Raw genomic sequence first — 20,438 nt, 5'->3', positions numbered from 1 at the left:
GTTAGCCCTCTTTCACGGGAGTGGGTGCCGACTGGCCGCTGTCTTTCAGGGCCTTGGTCACTTCTGGCGGCATGTACTTCTCATCGTGCTTGGCCAGCACCTCATCGGCCACCACCACGCCATCGGCATTGAGCTTGCCCAAGGCGACGATGCCCTGTCCTTCGCGGAACAGGTCCGGCAGGATGCCGCGATAAGTGATGGTCACGGATTTGTTGAAGTCGGTGACCACGAACTTCACGTCCAGCGAGTCGCCGGAGCGCTGCAAGGAGCCGGCCTCGACCATGCCGCCGGCACGGATACGCGTGTCCTGCGGGGCTTCGCCGTTGGCGATCTGGGTCGGCGTGTAAAACAGGTTGATGTTCTGCTGCAGGGCACTCAGGGCCAGGCCGACGGCAGCGCCGACCCCGACCAGGATCGCGAGAATGATGATAAGACGCTTTTTGCGCAGCGGATTCACTTGCCGTTCTCCCGGCGCAGACGACGCGCCTCTTGTTGCAGATACCGCTTGCGGGCCAGGATCGGCACCGCCACGTTGAGGGTCAGTACCGCCAGGCAGATGCCATAGGCTGACCAGACATACAGGCCATGATGACCCATGGCGATGAAGTCGCCGAATGAAGCAAAACTCATCGAGCGACCTCCAGGCTGTTTTCCACTTCGGCTTTGACCCAACTGGCGCGGGCTTCGCGCTTGAGCACTTCAAGACGCATGCGCAGCAGCAGGACCGCGCCGAAGAAACAGTAGAAACCCAACGCCGTCAGCAGCAATGGCAGCCACATCTCGGCGGGCATCGCCGGTTTTTCGGTGAGGGTGAAGGTCGCGCCCTGGTGCAGGGTGTTCCACCACTCCACCGAGTATTTGATGATCGGGATGTTGATCACGCCGACGATCGCCAGCACCGCGCAAGCCTTGGCCGCGCTGTCACGATTGCTGATCGCGTTGCCCAGCGCAATGAGACCGAAGTACAGGAACAGCAGGATAAGCATGGACGTCAGGCGTGCATCCCAGACCCACCACGAGCCCCAGGTCGGCTTGCCCCAGATCGCCCCGGTGACCAGCGCCACGGCGGTCATCCACGCACCGATGGGCGCCGCGCATTGCAGGGCGACGTCGGCCAGTTTCATCTTCCACACGAGGCTGACGATGCCGCACACCGCCAGCATCACATAGATGGACTGGGCGAGCATGGCGGCCGGGACGTGGATATAGATGATGCGGAAGCTGTTGCCCTGCTGGTAGTCCGGCGGCGCAAAAGCCAGGCCCCAGACCACGCCAACACCGATCAGCAGCAACGCCGCGACGCTCAGCCAGGGCAGCAGTTTGCCGCTGATGCCGTAAAACCATTTGGGCGAGCCAAGCTTGTGAAACCACGTCCAGTTCATACTGTTTCCATCACGGTTGCTCTTTACTGTGAAGAGCCAGGGCCTGCCTTCCGTCAAAAGAAGTGATCAAAAAATGACCAGGCCTCGTTATTATTCGCCGACGCTGATCTTCAGGCCAGCAGCTATTGCAAAAGGTGTCAGGGTTATCGCCAGGGCGGTCAGGCTGCCAAGCCACAGGAGATAACCGGTCGCCGGCATTCCCTGCAAGGCAGCCTGCAAGGCGCCACTGCCGAGGATCAACACCGGGATGTACAACGGTAGAATCAGCAGTGCCAGCAGCAGGCCACCGCGTTTCAAGCCCACCGTCAGCGCCGCGCCCACTGCACCGAGCAGGCTCAGTACCGGTGTACCGAGCAGCAACGAAAGCAGCAACACTGGCAGACAGGCGGCAGGCAAACCGAGCATCAGCGCCAGCAAAGGCGCGAGCAAAACCAGTGCCAGGCCGGAAAAAGCCCAGTGTGCCAGCACCTTGGCCAAAACCAGAAGAGCCAGGGGGTGCGGCGAAAGGACCCACTGTTCGAGGGATCCATCCTCGAAATCACTGCGGAAAAGCCCGTCCAGCGAGAGCAAAACCGATAAAAGCGCCGCGACCCAGACCAGTCCCGGAGACAAGGTTTGCAACAATTGAGACTCAGGTCCGACCGCCAGCGGGAACAGCGAAACGACAATGGCGAAGAACACCAGCGGATTGGCCAGTTCCGCCGGACGGCGAAACAGCAGACGGGCCTCACGGGCGACCAGCAGGCCGAAAACACTCATACGGCCCAGCTCCCCAGATCGATGTCGCGATAACCGGCCGGCATCCGGCTCAGCGTGTGGTGGGTGGTCAACACCACCATGCCGCCGCGTTCGCAGTGGCCGGCCAGATGAGATTCAAGCTGTGCCACGCCCTGCTTGTCGAGGGCGGTAAAGGGTTCATCGAGGATCCACAGCGGCGGACTGTCCAGGTAAAGGCGCGCCAGGGCGACGCGTCGCTGCTGACCGGCAGACAGGGTGTGACAAGGCACATCCTCGAAACCACGCAGGCCGACCGCGGCCAGCGCCTGCCAGATCGCCTCGTGGGTCGCCGGATGATGCAAGGCGCACAGCCAGCTCAGGTTCTCTTCCGGCGTCAGCAAATCCTTGATCCCGGCAGCGTGGCCGATCCACAGCAGGTTGCGCGCCAGCTCACCGCGTTGTTCGTTCAGCGGCTGGCCGTTGAGCAGCACCTGACCGGCGGTCGGCTGCATCAGCCCCGAGAGCAGGCGCAACAGGCTGGTCTTGCCACTGCCGTTGGGGCCGCTGATTTGCATCATTTCGCCACTGGCCAGTCTCAAATCGAGATTTTCGAAGAGCAGCCGAAGGTCTCGCTCACAGGCAAGGGCAACGGTTTGCAGGACAGGACTGGTCAAGGGATCACGGGCCTTATACGGTTCAAGTCGGCTCTGGCGCGGCCGTTAAAGAGATGCAGCATAGATGCAATGACGTCTTGTTCTAGAGAGCTGCGTCAAACAATTGCAAAGTTTTCGCCATTTTTGGATACAACGGCGCGGCATTATACATGCCATGCCTTACTCTAAAGAGTGCATTTTCCTCAGGTTGTGACCGCGTATGACAGGCGAAATGAACATCCTCCCGCTACCGCAAACCCTCCCGGCGACTTCGCGCCCGCAGGTGGTCAGCGGTGAGTTGCTCAAGTTGCTGACGCCGGTGGAGGGGCTGATCAGCGTCGGTCAAACCGCCCAGGCCGAAGTGTTGTCGCTCAAGCAGGCGGACCAGACTTTCCAGATGCTGCTCAAGGTCACCCTCGACAGCGGCCGCCAGACCACGGTCCAGACCACCAGTAATCAACCGCTGGCCCAGGGCACCACGCTGGTCGTCAGCCAGCCCTCGGCCGGCAACCTGGCCGTGACGGTACAACAGGCCATTGCCTCCAACGTCACCACCCTCACCCGCCTCGACACCGCGCAACTGCCCGTTGGCACCCTGCTGCAGGGCAAGGTGCTGACCTCGCAAGTGCTGCCCCAGGTGCCCGGCCAGCCCATGGTGTTTCGCTCGATGGTGGGCCTGCTCAACACCGCACTGAACGGCAGCACCCTGAGCATCGACAGCCCCCGGCCCTTGCGCATTGGCACCTTGTTGAGCGCGCAGGTGCAAGACGCCCATACCGTGAAATTCGTGCCCCTGGGCAACCGACAGGAACAACTGGCGGTGACCCGGCAACTGGTCGACCAGCAAAGCCGCCAGGGATCGCTGGATGGCTTGCTCAAGCGCCTGCAGAACCTTGCGCCCTCGGACCAGACATCCGTTGAATTGCGCAGCGCCGCTGCCCGGTTGCTCGCTGGCCTGCCGGATGTTCAACAGCTGAGCACCCCCAAGGGCCTGGCCCAGGCCCTGGCCAGCAGCGGTGTGTTTCTCGAAAGCAAACTGCTCACCGGGCAAAACCCGACGCTCGCGCCGGACATGAAAGGCGACCTGCTCAAACTGGTTGCGCAGTTGAGTCAGGGCTTGCCGGCCAACACCAGCCTCGGCGCGATCATCGCCGCCAACACCCTGGCCCAGGCCATGCCGAACTTTGTCCGCAATGCTTTGGGCATGCTCGGCCAGGTCAGTGCCAAGCCGTCGCCGACCGGCTTCCCGCTGCCCGAACGCCAGTTGCAAGGCGCCGACGGCGAAAACGACCTCGAACACCTGCTGCGCCTGGCCGCCGCCGCGGTTTCACGCCTGCAAAGCCATCAACTGTCGAGCCTGGAACAAACCGGCGTAACTGCCGACGGACGGCTGATGAGCACCTGGCAACTGGAAATCCCGATGCGCAACATGCAGGACATCGTGCCCTTGCAGGTCAAGTTCCAGCGTGAAGACTCACCCGAAAAAGAACAGCCCAAGGAACGTCGCGAAGAACGCGACCCCAAACAACAGCTGTGGCGTGTGGAACTGGCCTTCGCCATGGAGCCTTTAGGGCCGCTGCAAATCCAGGCGCAACTGATCAAGGGCAGCCTCTCCAGCCAGCTCTGGGCAGAACGGCCTTACACCGCCAGCCTGATTGAAAGCAACCTGAGCGGGCTGCGTGACCGCTTGCTGTCCGCCGGCCTGAACGTCGGCGACCTCGATTGCCACCTCGGCACACCACCCCAAGGCCCGCAAACCCGCCTCGAACAACGCTGGGTCGACGAAACCGCATGAAAAACCCCAACGCCCCACGCCAGGCCATCGCCCTCAAATACGACGGCACCCACGCCCCCACCCTCACCGCCAAGGGCGACGAAGCGCTGGCGGAAGAAATCCTGCGCATTGCCCGCGACTGCGAAGTGCCAATCTACGAAAACGCAGAGCTGGTGAGGCTGCTGGCGAGGATGGAGTTGGGGGACAGCATTCCGCAGGAACTCTATTTGACGATTGCCGAGATCATTGCGTTTGCGTGGAATTTGAAGGGGAGGTTTCCGGCGGGGCAGGAACCGGATGCGCTGATGGTGGAGAAGGATGTTACCGAACGCGGGGAAGACTACTGAGTTTTCAAGGCCGCCATCGCGAGCAAGCTCGCTCCCACATTTGATCTTCAGTGAACACGTATTTTGTGTACGAGATACAACTACTGTGGGAGCGAGCTTGCTCGCGATAGCAATCTCAAGAAACTGTAAAACTCAGTTCTTGCGCAACTTGCTCATCAACTCCGAGGCGTCACGTGTTCAAACCTGAAAAAACGCAATAGCTTGAAACTGCGACCAACAATCAAACCATTGATGAGCCCTGCCCCCAGCGCCGCCCCCGCGACCGCCGACATTTCATTGGCCAGTTCCGGGTACATGGCCGCCTGGTAACCTTCGTAATAACGCCAGGCAAAAAAGCCCCAATACACAATCAGTACCTTGATCGTACCGGGTAGAACCAGATGTTGCCCCTCGCACTGCACATTGTTGTACGAGAAAAAACGCAGTGCCAGCAACCACCCCGCAAGCAATCCCAATGTATAGACTGAAAGCTGGATTGCAATTTCCTGGGAGGGATTGAGCGATGCGAGGGACAACGCCACGAATATCACGGGCGATATCTGCAATGACCTTTTCGATACGTGGCTCCTGAAACAGGCGCTGACACCGTAGTAGCTCAGAATAAAAAACACCGCATAAACCCACAGCGGTGTACCACGCAAAATGTCGATCATAAGCCTTCCTGGCACTGTGTATGTTTGAGCAGATCAAACTACTGATCGCTGTTTGCGATCACAAGACGGTGGGATCTGAGAATGTTATAGGCAGGAGACTACGACAGCGTAATCCCTGTCTGAAGATAGAGAGGAATGAGTCGGATCGCGGGGAAGATTGCTGCGCATTCTAAGACGCCTTCGCGAGCAAGCCCGCTCCCACATTTGGTCTTCTGTGAACACAAATTTTGTGTACGACATTGATCCAGTGTGGGAGCGGGCTTGCTCCGGGCGGCGTTCCGACGAAAGCGATTTCAGCCTGATCGCAACACTCAGTTCTTGTGCAGCTTGCTCATCAACTCCGCTTCAGCCTGGGTCAAGCCGCAGGACTGGGTCAGTTCGTTGACGCTGGCGCCCATCCCGACCAGTCGCGCCGCCTGGGCAAACGACAGGCTTGTGGGGTCGCGTTGTTCCAGCTGAGCGAGTTTGTCCGGCAATGGCGCCACGATCGCCCGCAGTTCATGCAGGTCTTCGCCCATGCGCACGTTGCCGTTCTGGTAGTCGTCGACGCGCTTGACCAGGTCCTTGATGCGCTGATCGCGCAGCGCATCAACCTTGGCCTGTTGCGCGACGATCTGCTTCTGACCGCGAATGTACGCCAGGAACATTGCCAGCGTGCCTGCCCAGAACAGGAACAGGACAATGACCGCCACCTCGAGAATCAATCAGATACTCTCCAGTTCCGACCATTCTTCTTCGCTCATCATCTTGTCGAGCTCGACCAGGATGAGCAATTCGTTGTTCTTGTTGCACACGCCTTGAATGAACTTGGCGGACTCTTCGTTACCCACGTTCGGCGCGGTTTCGATTTCCGACTGACGCAGGTAAACCACTTCGGCCACGCTGTCGACCATGATCCCGACCACTTGCTTGTCGGCTTCGATGATGACGATACGGGTGTTGTCGCTGATTTCGGCATTCATCAGGCCGAAGCGCTGGCGAGTGTCGATCACGGTGACGACGTTGCCGCGCAGGTTGATGATGCCCAGCACATAGCTCGGGGCACCCGGGACCGGGGCGATTTCGGTGTAACGCAGGACTTCCTGAACGCGCATCACGTTGATGCCGTAGGTCTCGTTATCCAGCTTGAAGGTGACCCATTGCAGGATCGGATCTTCGGAACCCTTTGCCGCCGTTGCCTTGTCATTCATACCCTGCCCCCTCAAGAAACCGCCCTGGCGGTGTGTGTTCCGTGCAACATCATCAGAGTGACGTCGCCTGTTTTGTTTATTTGACTGATGTCGGTTTGTGGCCCGGCTTGCTGCCGGACATGTGCTTTGCCCCGCCACTGGCGATCAGCTCGGCCAACGAGGCGACGTCGAGCAAGGCGCACATGTGTTCAATCACCGTGCCGGCGAGCCATGGCCGCTGACCTCGATGACTTCTCCATTTGATTTCATTCGGGTCCAGACGCAACGAGCGGCTGACCTGATGCACCGCCAGCCCCCACTCGTAGCCTTGCACCGAAATCACGTATTGCAGGCCCTGCTTGAAATCGTCGCGATAACGGTCGGGCATGACCCAACGCGCGGTATCGAGCACCTTGAGGTTGCCGGCCTGGCTCGGCAGGATGCCCAGGAACCACTCCGGCTGACCGAACAACGGCGTCAACTCGTGGCCGGCCAGGGAGTAAATCGACCCCAGGCACACCAGCGGCACCGCCAGGGTCAAGCCGGCAACATCGAACAACAGGCATTCGAAGGGTTCGGCAGCCCAGGACGGCCGACCATCGGTTTCCACCGGTGGCGGCGTATTGCTCGGCGGCAGGTGCACTTCAACGACTGGCGGCACCAGCGCCTGAGGCTCCTCGATCTGCGGTGTCACCAGCTCTACCGGCACGTCAATGACGGGAACCACCAGGGTTTGCAACAGTGGCGCAAGGGTCGAAACCGGTGCCAGAACGGGTTCCGGGGCTTCGGCCACGGCTACGGGAGTCTTTGCCAAAGGCGCAACAACCGGCGCGGCAGCCACTGCGGTCTTCTGTGCATCCCGGACCTGCTCCTCGAGCACCGCAGCCTGGAACTCGTCCAGCACGGCTTGCTCTTCGATGACTTTCACCGCTTCGACAACTTCGGCCAGCGCCTCAATCTCAGGCGCCATGTCCTCGGTCGCGTCTTGCAGCAGGCTGTCCAGGTACGACTGCAACGCCAGTTGCGGGCGCGATGTGAGCTTCAATGGCCGATTCATCGGCATCCCCCTGTAGGAGCTGCCGCAGGCTGCGATCTTTTAGCGATATCAAGGGCTCCGCCAAGCAAGATCAAAAGATCGCAGCCTGCGGCAGCTCCTACGGGAATTGGGCTCATGTCACGCCACCTGCGCGACAAGTTGCGCCGCCAGCAAATGCTTGAGCAACGCGCGGTAAGCGAGAACGCCACGGCTCTTGCCGTCGAACTGCGAAGGCGTCAGACCGGCGCGGCTGGCATCGCGCAGGCGCGTGTCCACCGGGATGTAGCCTTGCCAGATTTCCTCGGGGAATTTGTCGCGCAGCACGCGCAAGGTTCCGAGGGACGCCTGGGTGCGTCGGTCAAACAGGGTCGGCACGATGGTGAAGGGCAACGCCTGTTTGCGCGAACGGTTGATCATCGCCAGGGTGTTGACCATGCGCTCCAGGCCCTTGACCGCCAGGTGTTCGGTCTGCACCGGGATCACCAGCTGCTGGCTCGCCGCCAAGGCATTGACCATCAGCACGCCAAGCAAGGGCGGGCTGTCGATCACGGCGTAATCGAAGTCCTGCCACAATTGCGCCAGGCTCTTGGCAATCACCAGGCCCAAACCGCTCTGCCCCGGCGACTGGCGCTCAAGGGTGGCCAGCGCGGTGCTGGAGGGCAACAGGGAGATGCGTTCGTCACTGGTCGACAGCAGCAGTTGACCCGGCAGGCCTTGGGGCACGTTGCCCTTGTGCAGGAACAGGTCGTAGCTGCTGTGCTCCAGGGCGTCGGGATCGTAGCCGAAGTAGCTGGTCATCGAGCCGTGGGGGTCGAGATCGACCACGACCACGCGCTTGCCCGCCTCCGCCAGTAAACCGGCTAAAGCGATGGAGGAAGTGGTTTTACCGACACCACCCTTTTGATTGGCGACTGCCCAGACTCTCATTCGGATTGTTCCTCCCGGCCGAACGGATCGACCGAGAAATAGCTCAACGTGTTAATGCGGGTGACGGAGAATTGACGGCGTTCTCTCGTACCGGCGACTTGACCGGGGTCGGTGCAGTTTGTGTGCCAGCACGCTTCAATGCGGCATCCGGTTGCGCATGGGCGGTTCCGGTGCCGGTCAGGCTGCGGCGAACATCGAGGTTGCGCGATACCACCAGCACCACGCGACGATTGCGGGCGCGGCCTTCAGCGGTGGCGTTGTTGGCCACCGGCTGAAACTCGCCGTAACCCACCGAAGCCAGGCGACCGGGGTTCACTCCCTGCATCGCCAGCATGCGCACGATGCTCGCCGAGCGGGCCGAGGACAGCTCCCAGTTGGTCGGGTACTGCGCGGTGCGGATCGGTTGATCGTCGGTGAAACCTTCGACATGGATCGGGTTGTCGAACGGTTTCAGGATCGCCGCGACCTTGTCGATGATGTTGAACGCGATGTCGCTGGGCATGGCGTCGCCGCTGCCGAACAACAGGCTGGAATTGAGTTCGATCTCGACCCACAACTCGTTGCCGCGCACGGTCATCTGGTTGGAGCTGATCAGGTCACCGAACGCCGCACTGATGTCGTCGGCAATGCTCTTGAGCGGATCGCTGGCGCCGGAGACGCCGGCATCGACCTGGTCACTGTCCTTGACCAGCGGCTTGGCCGGGGTCACGGTCTTCGGCCGCTCGTCACCGATCGGGATGGGCTTGAGCGAACGATCGGAATCGGTAAAGACCCCGATCAGCGCCTCGGAAATGACCTTGTACTTGCCTTCATTGATCGACGAGATCGAGTACATCACCACGAAAAAGGCGAACAGCAAGGTGATGAAATCCGCATAGGACACCAGCCAGCGCTCGTGGTTAACGTGTTCTTCCTGATGCCGACGACGGGCCATGAGTTTATTCCCTTAATCCATGAAGCCCTGAAGCTTCAACTCAATGGAGCGTGGGTTTTCACCTTCGGCGATCGACAGGAGCCCTTCCAGCAGCATTTCGCGATAACGCGACTGGCGCAGCGCAATGGATTTGAGTTTGGCGGCGATCGGCAGCAGCACCAGGTTGGCACTGGCCACGCCGTAGATGGTGGCGACGAACGCCACGGCAATACCGCTGCCCAGTTGCGATGGATCAGCGAGGTTGCCCATGACATGAATCAGGCCCATCACCGCACCGATGATGCCGATGGTCGGCGCGTAACCGCCCATGCTTTCGAAGACTTTGGCCGCTTCGATGTCGCGGCTTTCCTGGGTGTAGAAATCCACTTCCAGAATGCTGCGGATCGCTTCCGGCTCGGCGCCGTCAACCAGCAGTTGCAGACCTTTGCGTGCGTAGTTGTCGGGCTCGGCGTCAGCGATGCCTTCGAGGCCCAGCAGGCCTTCCTTGCGGGCGGTCAGGCTCCAGTTCACCACGCGGTCGATGCCACCGGCCAGGTCGACACGGGGCGGGAACAGGATCCAGGTGAGGATCTGCATGGCGCGCTTGAAGGCGCTCATCGGCGATTGCAGCAGCGCGGCGCCAATGGTGCCGCCGAGCACGATCAGCGCTGCCGGACCGTTGGCCAGGGCGCCGAGGTGACCGCCTTCAAGGTAGTTGCCGCCGATGATGGCGACAAAGGCCATGATGATGCCAATCAGGCTTAGAACATCCATCAGATACAGGCCTCGACCAGGTGCTTGCCAATGTCGTCGAGGCTGTACACCGCGTCGGCGAGTTCAGCTTTGACGATGGCCATCGGCATGCCGTAGATCACGCAACTGGCTTCGTCCTGCGCCCAGATCGAACTGCCGCCCTGCTTGAGCAGGCGCGCGCCTTCGCGGCCGTCGGCGCCCATGCCGGTCAGGACCACCGCCAGAACTTTGTCACCGTAGGTCCTGGCTGCCGAACCGAAGGTGATGTCCACGCACGGCTTGTAGTTGAGACGTTCGTCACCCGGGAGGATTTTCACCGCGCCACGGCCGTCGATCATCATCTGCTTGCCACCCGGCGCCAGTAGCGCCAGGCCCGGACGCAGGATATCGCCATCCTCGGCTTCCTTGACGCTGATGCGGCAGAGCTTGTCCAGGCGCTCGGCGAAGGCCTTGGTGAAGGCGGCCGGCATGTGTTGGACCAGCACGATCGGGGCCGGGAAGTTGGCCGGCAATTGGGTCAAGACCCGCTGCAGCGCGACCGGGCCGCCAGTGGACGTACCGATGGCCACCAGTTTGTAGGCTTTGCGTTTCGGCGCGGGCGACGACGCCGTGGCCCCATGGGTCCGCGCAGGGATCGGTGCTGGCGCCGGACGCACGGGCGCGCTGCTGCCGTAACTGCCGATACTGGAAGACGCGGGTGTTGGAGCGGGTGCGGCCACAGGCGCCGGAGCGCTGTAAGTGCTGACGCGACGATTGCTGCGCGAGATGCTCAGGATCTTTTCGCACAGCAGTTGCTTGACCTTCTCGGGGTTGCGCGAGATGTCTTCGAAATTCTTCGGCAGGAAGTCCACCGCGCCGGCATCCAGCGCATCGAGGGTGACCCGGGCGCCTTCGTGGGTCAGCGATGAGAACATCAGGACCGGGGTCGGGCAGCGTTGCATGATGTGCCGCACGGCAGTGATGCCGTCCATCATCGGCATCTCGTAGTCCATGGTGATCACGTCGGGCTTGAGGGCCAGCGCCTGATCAATCGCCTCTTTGCCGTTGGTCGCCGTGCCGACGACCTGGATATTGGAATCCGCTGAAAGAATTTCCGAGACGCGGCGGCGGAAAAACCCCGAATCGTCCACCACCAGGACTTTGACTGCCATAAACACTCCATTAGATGGAGCGAGGCCAGGCGCCCCGCTCCACCAGAATCAAATACGCCGTGTGGCGTAACGCTTGAGCATGCTCGGAACATCGAGAATCAGCGCGATGCGGCCGTCACCGGTAATGGTGGCGCCGGACATGCCCGGAGTTCCCTGGAGCATTTTGCCCAATGGCTTGATGACCACTTCTTCCTGGCCCACCAGTTGATCGACGACAAAGCCGATCCGCTGCGTGCCCACCGAAAGGATCACCACATGGCCCTCGCGCTGCTCTTCGTGAGCGGCGGAGCTGACCAGCCAGCGTTTGAGATAGAACAATGGCAGCGCCTTGTCCCGCACGATCACCACTTCCTGGCCGTCCACGACGTTGGTGGTCGACAGGTCGAGGTGGAAGATCTCGTTGACGTTCACCAGCGGGAACGCGAACGCCTGGTTGCCGAGCATCACCATCAGCGTCGGCATGATCGCCAGGGTCAGCGGCACCTTGATAACGATCTTCGAACCCTGGCCCTTGGCCGAGTAGATGTTGATCGAGCCGTTGAGCTGGGAAATCTTGGTTTTCACCACGTCCATGCCCACGCCGCGACCCGACACGTCGGAGATCTCGGTCTTGGTCGAGAAACCCGGGGCGAAGATCAGGTTGTAGCATTCGGTGTCGCTCAGGCGATCGGCGGCATCCTTGTCCATCACACCGCGTTTAACCGCGATGGAGCGCAGGACATTCGGGTCCATGCCTTTGCCGTCATCGGAGATCGACAGCAGGATGTGATCGCCCTCCTGCTCGGCCGCCAGGATGACCTTGCCGCCACGGGCCTTGCCCGAGGCTTCGCGCTCTTCCGGAGATTCGATGCCGTGGTCGACTGCGTTGCGCACCAAGTGGACCAACGGATCGGCCAGGGCCTCGACGAGGTTCTTGTCGAGGTCGGTTTCTTCACCGACCAGTTCCAGGTTGATCTCTTTCTTGAGCTGGCGAGCCAGGTCGCGGACCAGGCGCGGGAAGCGTCCGAAGACTTTCTTGATCGGTTGCATCCGGGTCTTCATGACCGCGGTTTGCAGGTCGGCGGTGACCACGTCGAGGTTCGACACGGCCTTGGACATGGCTTCGTCGCCGCTGTTGAGACCCAGGCGGACCAGGCGGTTACGCACCAGCACCAACTCGCCGACCATGTTCATGATCTCGTCGAGACGCGCGGTATCGACACGCACGGTGGTCTCGGCTTCGCTCGCCGGTTTTTCCGCAGCAGGCGCGGCCGGGGCGCGGGCAGCAGCCGGTGCGGCGGCGGCCACAGGGGCCGGTGTTTCGGCTTTTGGCTCAGGAGCCTTCGCCACGGGTTTCGGCGCGGCTGCCTTGGCGGCAGGTGCCACAACCGAGGCGTTGGCGCCGGTTGCCGTTCCAGCCGTTGCGCCCACTTCAGTGAACTTGCCTTTGCCGTGCAATTCGTCGAGCAGCGCTTCGAACTCGTGATCGGAAATCAGATCGCTGCCGGCCGCCACCGCGCTTGGTGCCGCAGGTGCAGGCACCGAAGCAATGGCCGACTCCAAAGCCTCGACAGCAAAGTTACCCTTGCCGTGCAGTTGGTCGAGCAGTGCTTCGAATTCGTCGTCAGTAATATCGGAACTGTCGCCAGCCGCTTTCGGCACTTCTGGCGCAGCGGTCGCCGGGACAACCGCGTCAACGGCGAACTGGCCTTTACCGTGCAGTTGATCGAGCAACGACTCGAACTCGGCATCGGTGATTTCGTCGCTGCCAGCGGCATTGCCGGCGGGCGCTGGAGCAACCGTCGGGGCCTCGGCCTGGGCCTTGACGGCGTTCAGCGAGTCCAGCAGTTGTTCGAATTCGGTGTCGGTGATGTCGTCGGAACCGGATTCGGCCACCGGTTCTTCAATCACCTCGGCGACGGGCGCAGGCGCCACTTCGTCAGCCGATTGCGGCTCGGCCAACCGGGCCAGCGCCGCGAGCAGTTGCGGTGTCGCGGCCGTGATCGGGCTGCGTTCGCGGACCTCGCTGAACATGCTGTTCACCGCGTCCAGGGCTTCGAGAACCACGTCCATCAGTTCCGAGTCGACGCGACGCTCACCCTTGCGCAGGATGTCGAACACGTTCTCGGCGATGTGGCAGCACTCCACCAGCTCGTTGAGCTGGAGGAAGCCGGCGCCCCCTTTTACAGTGTGAAAACCGCGAAAAATTGCATTGAGCAGATCCGCATCATCCGGACGGCTTTCCAGCTCGACCAGTTGCTCGGACAGTTGCTCTAGAATCTCGCCGGCCTCAACCAGGAAATCCTGAAGGATCTCTTCATCGGCGCCGAAGCTCATTAAGGGGGTGCTCCTACAGGTCTAAAAACCCAAAAAACCTAAAATTCTAAAACTCTAAAATCCCAGGCTGGATAACAAATCGTCCACATCGTCCTGACCGGACACAACGTCTTCTCTTTTATCGGCATGAATCTGCGGACCTTCACCCTGAGAGAGATGTTTTTGTGGATCTTTTTCAGCAAGCATCGCTTCACGGTCATGTTCGATGCCCGCAAAGCGGTCCACCTGGCTGGCCATCAGCACGAGCTTGAGCAGGTTGCTTTCGACTTCGGTGACCAACTGGGTCACACGCTTGATCACCTGGCCTGTGAGGTCCTGGTAATCCTGGGCGAGCAGGATGTCGTTGAGGTTGCCCGACACCGCGCGATTGTCCGTGCCGCTGCGCGTCAGGAAGCCGTCGACCCGCCGGGCCAGTTCACGAAACTCTTCGGCGCCGACTTCGCGACGCATGAAGCGCCCCCAGTCCGCGCTCAACACCTTGGCTTCATCGGCCAGGCCATTGACCAGCGGCGTGGCATTTTCCACCAGATCCATGGTGCGGTTGGCCGCCGCCTCGGTCAGCTTGACCACATACCCCAGGCGCTCGGTGGCGTCGGTGATCTGCGACACTTCTTCGGCTTGCGGCATGTGCGGGTCAATCTGGAAATTGACGATCGCGCTATGCAGCTCGCGAGTGAGCTTGCCCACTTCCTGATACAGGCCGCGGTCACGGGTCTGGTTGAGCTCATGGATCAATTGCACCGCGTCGCCGAACTTGCCTTTCTCAAGGCTCTCGACCAATTCGACGGCGTGTTTTTTCAGGGTCGATTCAAAATCGCCCAATGAAGTTTCGTTATTGCCCATAGCTCCCCCGTGGCGCACTCATCAACCGATGCGTTCGAAAATCTTCTCGATTTTTTCTTTCAACGCCTGGGCCGTGAAGGGCTTGACCACATAGCCGTTAACGCCGGCCTGGGCCGCTTCGATGATCTGCTCGCGCTTGGCTTCAGCGGTCACCATCAGCACCGGCAGGTGCTTGAGCTTTTCATCGGCACGCACGTGGCGCAGCAGATCGATACCGGTCATGCCAGGCATGTTCCAGTCCGTTACCAGAAAGTCGATGCTTCCGCTGTTGAGCACCGGAATGGCGGTAGTGCCATCGTCGGCCTCGACGGTGTTGGTGAACCCAAGGTCACGCAGCAGGTTCTTGATGATCCGCCGCATCGTTGAGAAGTCATCAACGATGAGGATTTTCATGTTCTTGTCCAATTCGACCTCCAAGCAGTCTTAAACGCGCCCAGCACCTGGACGCGCCATTTCAATCAATCCGGCAAAGCACTCAATGACTGTCTGGAGCACAACAGATCGCGACCGGCGCAGTTCAACACCACACCAGCCTCGTTCGCAGTGTCCCCACACTGCCTTCAGCGCGCTCGCCACTCCCCCAAACGCCCCCGCAAACGGGCCGCGCACTGGCTGTGTAACTGGCTGACCCGCGATTCGCTGACCCCCAGGACCTCACCGATTTCCTTGAGGTTCAACTCTTCGTCGTAGTACAGCGCCAACACCAGTCGCTCACGCTCCGGCAAATTGGCAATCGCATCCGCCAGCGCCGCCTGGAAGCGTTCATCCTCCAAGTCGCGTGACGGCTCGAGATGAGCACTCGCGCCATCCTCGTGCAGCCCTTCGTGTTCGCCGTCCTGCAACAGATCGTCGAAACTGAACAGCCGGCTGCCCAGGGTGTCGTTCAAAATCCCGTAGTAATCGTCGAGACTCAATTGGAGTTCGGCCGCAACTTCGTGATCTTTAGCGTCACGGCCGGTTTTCGCTTCAATCGAGCGAATGGCATCGCTGACCATGCGCGTATTGCGGTGAACCGAACGTGGCGCCCAGTCCCCCTTGCGCACTTCATCGAGCATGGCGCCGCGGATTCGAATGCCCGCGTACGTCTCGAAACTGGCGCCTTTGCTGGCGTCATATTTGGTCGACACTTCAAGCAGGCCGATCATCCCGGCCTGGATCAGGTCTTCGACCTGGACACTGGCCGGCAAACGCGCCAGCAAGTGGTAGGCAATGCGTTTAACCAGCGGCGCGTAACGCTCGATCAGCTCGTACTGCGCATCGCGTGCCGACTTCTTGTAGAGGTTGTAGCCGCTGGCTGTCATAGAACAGGTCCTGCTGTCTGCTGCACGAGCCGCTCGACGAAAAACTCCAAGTGTCCGCGCGGGTTGGCCGGCAGCGGCCAGGTATCGACCTTCTGCGCGATGGCCTTGAACGCCAGCGAGCACTTGGAACGCGGGAAGGCCTCGTAGACGGCGCGCTGCTTCTGCACGGCCTTGCGCACGCTTTCGTCGTAAGGCACCGCACCAACGTATTGTAGGGCGACGTCGAGGAAGCGATCCGTGACCTTGGTCAACTTGGCGAACAGGTTGCGTCCTTCCTGCGGGCTCTGGGCCATGTTGGCCAGGACGCGGAAGCGGTTCATGCCGTAGTCGCGGTTCAGCAACTTGATCAAGGCGTAGGCATCGGTGATCGAGGTCGGCTCGTCGCACACCACCAGCAGCACTTCCTGGGCTGCGCGGACGAAACTGACTACCGAGTCACCAATGCCCGCAGCGGTGTCGATCACCAGTACGTCGAGGTTGTCGCCAATATCACTGAAGGCCTGGATCAGGCCGGCGTGTTGCGCGGGGCTCAGATGCACCATGCTCTGAGTGCCGGATGCGGCCGGAACGATACGGATGCCGCCGGGTCCCTGCAGCAGTACATCGCGCAGTTCGCAGCGGCCTTCGATCACGTCGGCCAGGGTACGTTTGGGTGTCAGGCCCAGCAGAACGTCGACGTTCGCCAGTCCAAGGTCGGCGTCCAACAGCATGACGCGCCGGCCAAGCTCGGCCAAAGCCAGGGACAAGTTCACTGACACATTAGTTTTCCCGACGCCACCTTTGCCGCCGGTCACCGCGATCACCTGTACGGGATGCATGCTGCCCATGTTATTTCTTTACCTTGTCTTGCATAGACGGAGGCCACATTACTGGCTGCGCGTTCACAAACGGAACAATGCATGGCAGACCATCGATGTAGGTACAAAAACTGTTCATTTTTACCTCAGCCAACCTGCTTGGTCGGACTGTGGTAGATGTCAGCGAACATGTCAGCCATGGCTTCTTCGCTGGGTTCTTCCTGCATTTGTACGCTCACGGCGCGGCTGACCAACTGGTGACGACGCGGCAGATGCAAATCATCCGGGATCCGCGGGCCATCGGTCAGGTAAGCCACCGGCAGTTCATGACTGATGGCAAGGCTCAACACCTCGCCCAGACTTGCCGTTTCATCCAGTTTAGTCAGGATGCAGCCTGCGAGCCCACAACGCTTGTAACTGTGATAAGCGGCCGTTAGAACCTGTTTCTGGCTGGTGGTTGCCAGGACCAGATAATTTTTCGAGCGGATGCCGCGACCGGCCAGGCTTTCGAGCTGCATGCGCAGGGCCGGATCGCTGGCCTGAAGGCCCGCGGTATCGATCAGCACCACGCGCTTGCGCAGCAATGGCTCCAGCGCCTGCACCAGGGACTGGCCCGGATCGACGTGGGTCACCGACACATTGAGAATGCGCCCCAGGGTCTTGAGCTGCTCCTGGGCACCGATGCGGAAGCTGTCCATGCTCACCAGCGCAATGTTCTGCGCGCCGTACTTGAGCACGTAGCGGGCAGCCAGCTTGGCCAGGGTGGTGGTCTTGCCCATGCCGGCAGGGCCGACCATGGCAATCACACCGCCCTCTTCCAGCGGCTCGACTTCCGGGGTAACGATCATGCGCGCCAGGTGCGCGAGCAACATGCGCCAGGCCTGACGGGGTTCTTCGATTTCGGTGATCATCGCCAAAAGGTCACGCGACAGCGGGCCGGACAGGCCGATGCGTTGCAGGCGACGCCAGAGGTTGGCCTGGTCCGGACGGCTGCCTTGCAGCTGATTCCAGGCCAGGGAGCCGAGTTGCACTTCCATGAGTTCGCGCAGGCTGTTGAGCTCGAAACGCATCGAGTCGAACGCCCGCGGGTCCACGCCAGCGGACGCTGGCGCAACGGCCGGTACAGGACGACGGGGTTCGGCGTAGGTCGGTTCGATCAGCGGCTCGGCGGCGGTCAACGGCAAGCCGGCGAACAACTGGCGATTGGTTGCATTGTCGCTCTCGCCATCGCCACGCAGACTCAATTCGGCCTGGGCGGTGACGATCCGCGACTGAGTCTTGCGCAGCTCGTCTTCGAGTTCCATGTTCGGAACCCGCGGCGCCAGCGCCGACAGCTTGTAATCCAGCGCAGCCGTCAGCTCGACACCCCCGGCGATCCGGCGGTTGCCAATAATGGCCGCATCAGCGCCCAGCTCATCGCGAACCAGCTTCATGGCCTGACGCATATCGGCGGCGAAAAAACGCTTAACTTGCATAAACCACTACCTCAGCCGTTGGGCCCTACTGTCGCAACGATGGTCACTTGCTTGTTGTCAGGGATTTCCTGGTAAGCCAACACATGCAAACCCGGGACTGCGAGCCGGCCAAATCGCGAGAGCATCGCGCGAACCGGACCGGCCACCAGCAGAATCACCGGCTGACCTTGCATCTCCTGACGCTGCGCCGCGTCAATCAACGAACGTTGCAGCTTCTCAGCCATGCTTGGCTCCAGCAGAACGCCCTCTTCCGAGCCTTGTCCTGCCTTCTGCAGACTATTGAGCAATATTTGTTCCAACCTGGGCTCCAGCGTGATGACTGGCAGCTCCGACTCAGTGCCTACAATGCTTTGGACGATTGCGCGGGATACGCCAACCCGCACGGCAGCCACCAGCGCGGCGGTATCTTGACTCTTGGCGGCATTGTTGGCGATCGCCTCGGCAATGCTGCGGATGTCGCGCACCGGCACTTGTTCGGCCAGCAGCGCTTGCAGCACCTTGAGCAGCTGCGACAGCGAAACCACGCCCGGCACCAGCTCCTCGGCCAGCTTCGGCGAGCTTTTGGCCAGCAATTGCATGAGTTGCTGCACTTCTTCGTGACCGATCAGTTCACTGGAATGCTTGTAGAGTATCTGGTTCAAGTGGGTAGCCACTACTGTACTGGCATCGACCACCGTATAACCGAGGGATTGCGCCTGGGCGCGCTGGCTGATTTCGATCCAGACCGCCTCCAGGCCGAAAGCCGGATCTTTGGCGGTAATGCCGTTGAGCGTGCCGTAGACCTGCCCCGGGTTGATCGCCAGTTCGCGATCCGGGTAAATCTCCGCTTCGGCCAGGATCACCCCCATGAGGGTCAGGCGATAGGCACTTGGGGCCAGGTCGAGGTTGTCGCGGATATGCACCGTGGGCATCAGGAAGCCCAGGTCCTGGGACAGTTTCTTGCGTACGCCCTTGATTCGCGCCAGCAACTGGCCGCCCTGGTTGCGGTCCACCAACGGAATCAGGCGATAACCCACCTCCAGGCCGATCATATCGATCGGCGTCACGTCATCCCAGCCAAGCTCCTTGGTTTCCTGGGCGCGGGCCGGCGACGGCAGCAACTCCTGCTGGCGCTTGACCTCTTGCAGGACCTGCACCTTGGCGACGTTCTGCTTTTTCCAGAACAGGTAAGCGCCACCGGCCGCCAGCGCCGCCATGCTCAGGAACGAGAAATGCGGCATGCCGGGCACCAGGCCCATGACCGCCATCAAGCCCGCTGCCACCGCCAGCGCCTTGGGCGAGGCGAACATCTGGCGATTGATTTGCTTGCCCATGTCTTCCGAACCGGAAGCACGGGTCACCATGATCGCCGCTGCTGTCGATAACAACAGTGATGGCAATTGCGCCACCAAACCGTCACCGATGGTCAGCAGCGCATACACCTTGCCGGCGTCGCCGAAGGTCATGCCGTGCTGGAAGATACCGACCGCCATGCCGCCGATCAGGTTGATGAACAGGATCAACAGGCCGGCGATGGCGTCACCACGGACAAATTTGCTGGCACCGTCCATGGATCCGTAGAACTCGGCTTCCTGGGCCACTTCCGAACGACGGGCCTTGGCCTGGGCCTGATCGATCAGGCCGGCGTTGAGGTCGGCGTCGATCGCCATTTGCTTGCCGGGCATCGCATCGAGAGTGAAACGCGCGCTCACCTCGGAAATCCGCCCCGCGCCCTTGGTCACCACGACGAAGTTGATGATCATCAAGATCGCGAAGACCACGATACCCACCACGTAGTTACCGCCGATCACCACCTCGCCGAAGGCCTGGATCACCTTACCGGCGGCGGCATGGCCGTCCTGACCGTGGAGCATCACCACCCGCGTGGAGGCCACGTTCAACGCCAGGCGCAACAGTGTCGCCACCAACAGAATGGTCGGAAACACCGCGAAATCCAGCGGCCGCAAGGCGTAGACGCACACCAGCAGCACGACGATGGACAGGGCTATGTTGAAGGTGAAGAACACGTCCAGCAGGAACGGCGGCACCGGCAACATCATCATCGCCAGCATGACCAGCAGCAACAGCGGCACGCCCAGATTGCCCCGACTGAGGTCGGCAACGTTTGTGCGGGCACTGTTGATTAACTGAGAGCGATCCACCGGTTTTCCCCGTTCCTTTAAAGCAAACTTTTGACGCCTGAAGCAGGCGCAGGGCGGCTACTGCAAGAAGCTTTCCAACTTTTGCGGCAG

At 60.9% G+C, this 20,438-nt stretch carries 22 protein-coding genes; 2 read left to right on the top strand and 20 right to left on the bottom strand.

The window, feature by feature from the left end; genetic code table 11:
• Position 1: 1 nt before the first annotated feature.
• From ccmE to ccmA, 5 genes are all read right to left on the bottom strand, one after another.
• Positions 2 to 457 (bottom strand): cytochrome c maturation protein CcmE, encoded by a 456-nt coding sequence (gene ccmE / locus AB4O40_RS25510; protein ID WP_056721628.1) that lies wholly within the window; start codon positions 455 to 457, stop codon positions 2 to 4.
• Entirely contained in the window at positions 454 to 630 is a 177-nt protein-coding gene (gene ccmD, locus AB4O40_RS25505; RefSeq protein ID WP_056721626.1) for a heme exporter protein CcmD, read from the bottom strand. The genes ccmE and ccmD overlap by 4 nt, the downstream gene beginning before the upstream one ends.
• A complete protein-coding gene (locus AB4O40_RS25500) occupies positions 627 to 1,382 on the bottom strand; it encodes a heme ABC transporter permease (protein WP_056721625.1) in 756 nt (251 codons plus the stop codon). Before AB4O40_RS25500 ends, ccmD begins: the two co-directional genes overlap by 4 nt.
• A gap of 90 nt (positions 1,383 to 1,472) precedes the next feature.
• A complete protein-coding gene (ccmB, locus tag AB4O40_RS25495; RefSeq protein WP_007980754.1) occupies positions 1,473 to 2,141 on the bottom strand; it encodes a heme exporter protein CcmB in 669 nt (222 codons plus the stop codon).
• Complete coding sequence (gene ccmA / locus AB4O40_RS25490) at positions 2,138 to 2,773, bottom strand: cytochrome c biogenesis heme-transporting ATPase CcmA (protein WP_046037681.1); 636 nt, start codon at positions 2,771 to 2,773, stop codon at positions 2,138 to 2,140. The genes ccmB and ccmA overlap by 4 nt, the downstream gene beginning before the upstream one ends.
• 199 nt (positions 2,774 to 2,972) lie before the next feature.
• Between ccmA and fliK the strand changes: the two genes are divergently transcribed.
• Together fliK and AB4O40_RS25480 are read left to right on the top strand one after the other, a co-directional pair.
• Positions 2,973 to 4,547: a flagellar hook-length control protein FliK gene (gene fliK / locus AB4O40_RS25485; RefSeq protein WP_460057462.1), complete on the top strand. Its 1,575-nt coding sequence runs from the start codon at positions 2,973 to 2,975 to the stop codon at positions 4,545 to 4,547.
• Positions 4,544 to 4,873 carry an EscU/YscU/HrcU family type III secretion system export apparatus switch protein gene (locus tag AB4O40_RS25480; protein ID WP_414917928.1) on the top strand — a complete coding sequence of 110 codons (330 nt, stop codon included), beginning with the start codon at positions 4,544 to 4,546 and terminating at the stop codon, positions 4,871 to 4,873. Before fliK ends, AB4O40_RS25480 begins: the two co-directional genes overlap by 4 nt.
• A 155-nt stretch (positions 4,874 to 5,028) precedes the next feature.
• On the opposite strand, the gene AB4O40_RS25475 is transcribed toward AB4O40_RS25480, so the two are convergent.
• The 15 genes from AB4O40_RS25475 to flhA form a co-directional block, all read right to left on the bottom strand.
• A complete protein-coding gene (locus tag AB4O40_RS25475; RefSeq protein WP_056721617.1) occupies positions 5,029 to 5,526 on the bottom strand; it encodes a DUF6622 family protein in 498 nt (165 codons plus the stop codon).
• Between the two features lie 311 nt (positions 5,527 to 5,837).
• Entirely contained in the window at positions 5,838 to 6,230 is a 393-nt protein-coding gene (locus AB4O40_RS25470) for a DUF2802 domain-containing protein (RefSeq protein WP_409078495.1), read from the bottom strand.
• On the bottom strand, positions 6,231 to 6,716 hold the full coding sequence (locus AB4O40_RS25465) for a chemotaxis protein CheW (RefSeq protein WP_007980742.1): 486 nt from the start codon (positions 6,714 to 6,716) through the stop codon (positions 6,231 to 6,233). It abuts the gene before it with no gap.
• A gap of 76 nt (positions 6,717 to 6,792) precedes the next feature.
• The gene (locus AB4O40_RS25460) at positions 6,793 to 7,752 is read right to left on the bottom strand and encodes a CheW domain-containing protein (protein ID WP_460057467.1); all 960 of its coding nucleotides are present in this window, start codon (positions 7,750 to 7,752) and stop codon (positions 6,793 to 6,795) included.
• Positions 7,753 to 7,869: 117 nt separating this feature from the next.
• On the bottom strand, positions 7,870 to 8,658 hold the full coding sequence (locus AB4O40_RS25455; protein WP_056721613.1) for a ParA family protein: 789 nt from the start codon (positions 8,656 to 8,658) through the stop codon (positions 7,870 to 7,872).
• A gap of 43 nt (positions 8,659 to 8,701) precedes the next feature.
• A complete protein-coding gene (gene motD / locus AB4O40_RS25450; RefSeq protein WP_056721611.1) occupies positions 8,702 to 9,592 on the bottom strand; it encodes a flagellar motor protein MotD in 891 nt (296 codons plus the stop codon).
• Positions 9,593 to 9,604: 12 nt separating this feature from the next.
• On the bottom strand, positions 9,605 to 10,345 hold the full coding sequence (locus AB4O40_RS25445) for a flagellar motor protein (protein WP_056721609.1): 741 nt from the start codon (positions 10,343 to 10,345) through the stop codon (positions 9,605 to 9,607).
• Entirely contained in the window at positions 10,345 to 11,475 is a 1,131-nt protein-coding gene (locus AB4O40_RS25440) for a protein-glutamate methylesterase/protein-glutamine glutaminase (RefSeq protein WP_056721607.1), read from the bottom strand. The genes AB4O40_RS25445 and AB4O40_RS25440 overlap by 1 nt, the downstream gene beginning before the upstream one ends.
• Positions 11,476 to 11,523: 48 nt before the next feature.
• The gene (locus AB4O40_RS25435) at positions 11,524 to 13,791 is read right to left on the bottom strand and encodes a chemotaxis protein CheA (protein ID WP_056721605.1); all 2,268 of its coding nucleotides are present in this window, start codon (positions 13,789 to 13,791) and stop codon (positions 11,524 to 11,526) included.
• Between the two features lie 54 nt (positions 13,792 to 13,845).
• A complete protein-coding gene (locus AB4O40_RS25430; RefSeq protein ID WP_056721603.1) occupies positions 13,846 to 14,634 on the bottom strand; it encodes a protein phosphatase CheZ in 789 nt (262 codons plus the stop codon).
• 21 nt (positions 14,635 to 14,655) lie between these two features.
• Positions 14,656 to 15,027: a chemotaxis response regulator CheY gene (locus AB4O40_RS25425; RefSeq protein ID WP_003183998.1), complete on the bottom strand. Its 372-nt coding sequence runs from the start codon at positions 15,025 to 15,027 to the stop codon at positions 14,656 to 14,658.
• Positions 15,028 to 15,194: 167 nt separating this feature from the next.
• On the bottom strand, positions 15,195 to 15,935 hold the full coding sequence (fliA, locus tag AB4O40_RS25420; RefSeq protein WP_007894214.1) for an RNA polymerase sigma factor FliA: 741 nt from the start codon (positions 15,933 to 15,935) through the stop codon (positions 15,195 to 15,197).
• Positions 15,932 to 16,762, bottom strand: a complete 831-nt coding sequence (fleN, locus tag AB4O40_RS25415; RefSeq protein WP_008001746.1) for a flagellar synthesis regulator FleN — start codon at positions 16,760 to 16,762, stop codon at positions 15,932 to 15,934. Before fleN ends, fliA begins: the two co-directional genes overlap by 4 nt.
• A gap of 116 nt (positions 16,763 to 16,878) precedes the next feature.
• Positions 16,879 to 18,207: a flagellar biosynthesis protein FlhF gene (gene flhF, locus AB4O40_RS25410; protein ID WP_056721601.1), complete on the bottom strand. Its 1,329-nt coding sequence runs from the start codon at positions 18,205 to 18,207 to the stop codon at positions 16,879 to 16,881.
• An 11-nt stretch (positions 18,208 to 18,218) separates the two neighbouring features.
• Entirely contained in the window at positions 18,219 to 20,348 is a 2,130-nt protein-coding gene (gene flhA, locus AB4O40_RS25405) for a flagellar biosynthesis protein FlhA (protein ID WP_056721599.1), read from the bottom strand.
• Between the last annotated feature and the right edge of the window lie 90 nt (positions 20,349 to 20,438).

Source organism: Pseudomonas sp. S2_F07 (assembly GCF_054668325.1).
The sequence above is the reverse complement of the archived record's forward strand: the minus strand, read 5'-3'. Positions and strand labels throughout refer to the sequence as shown.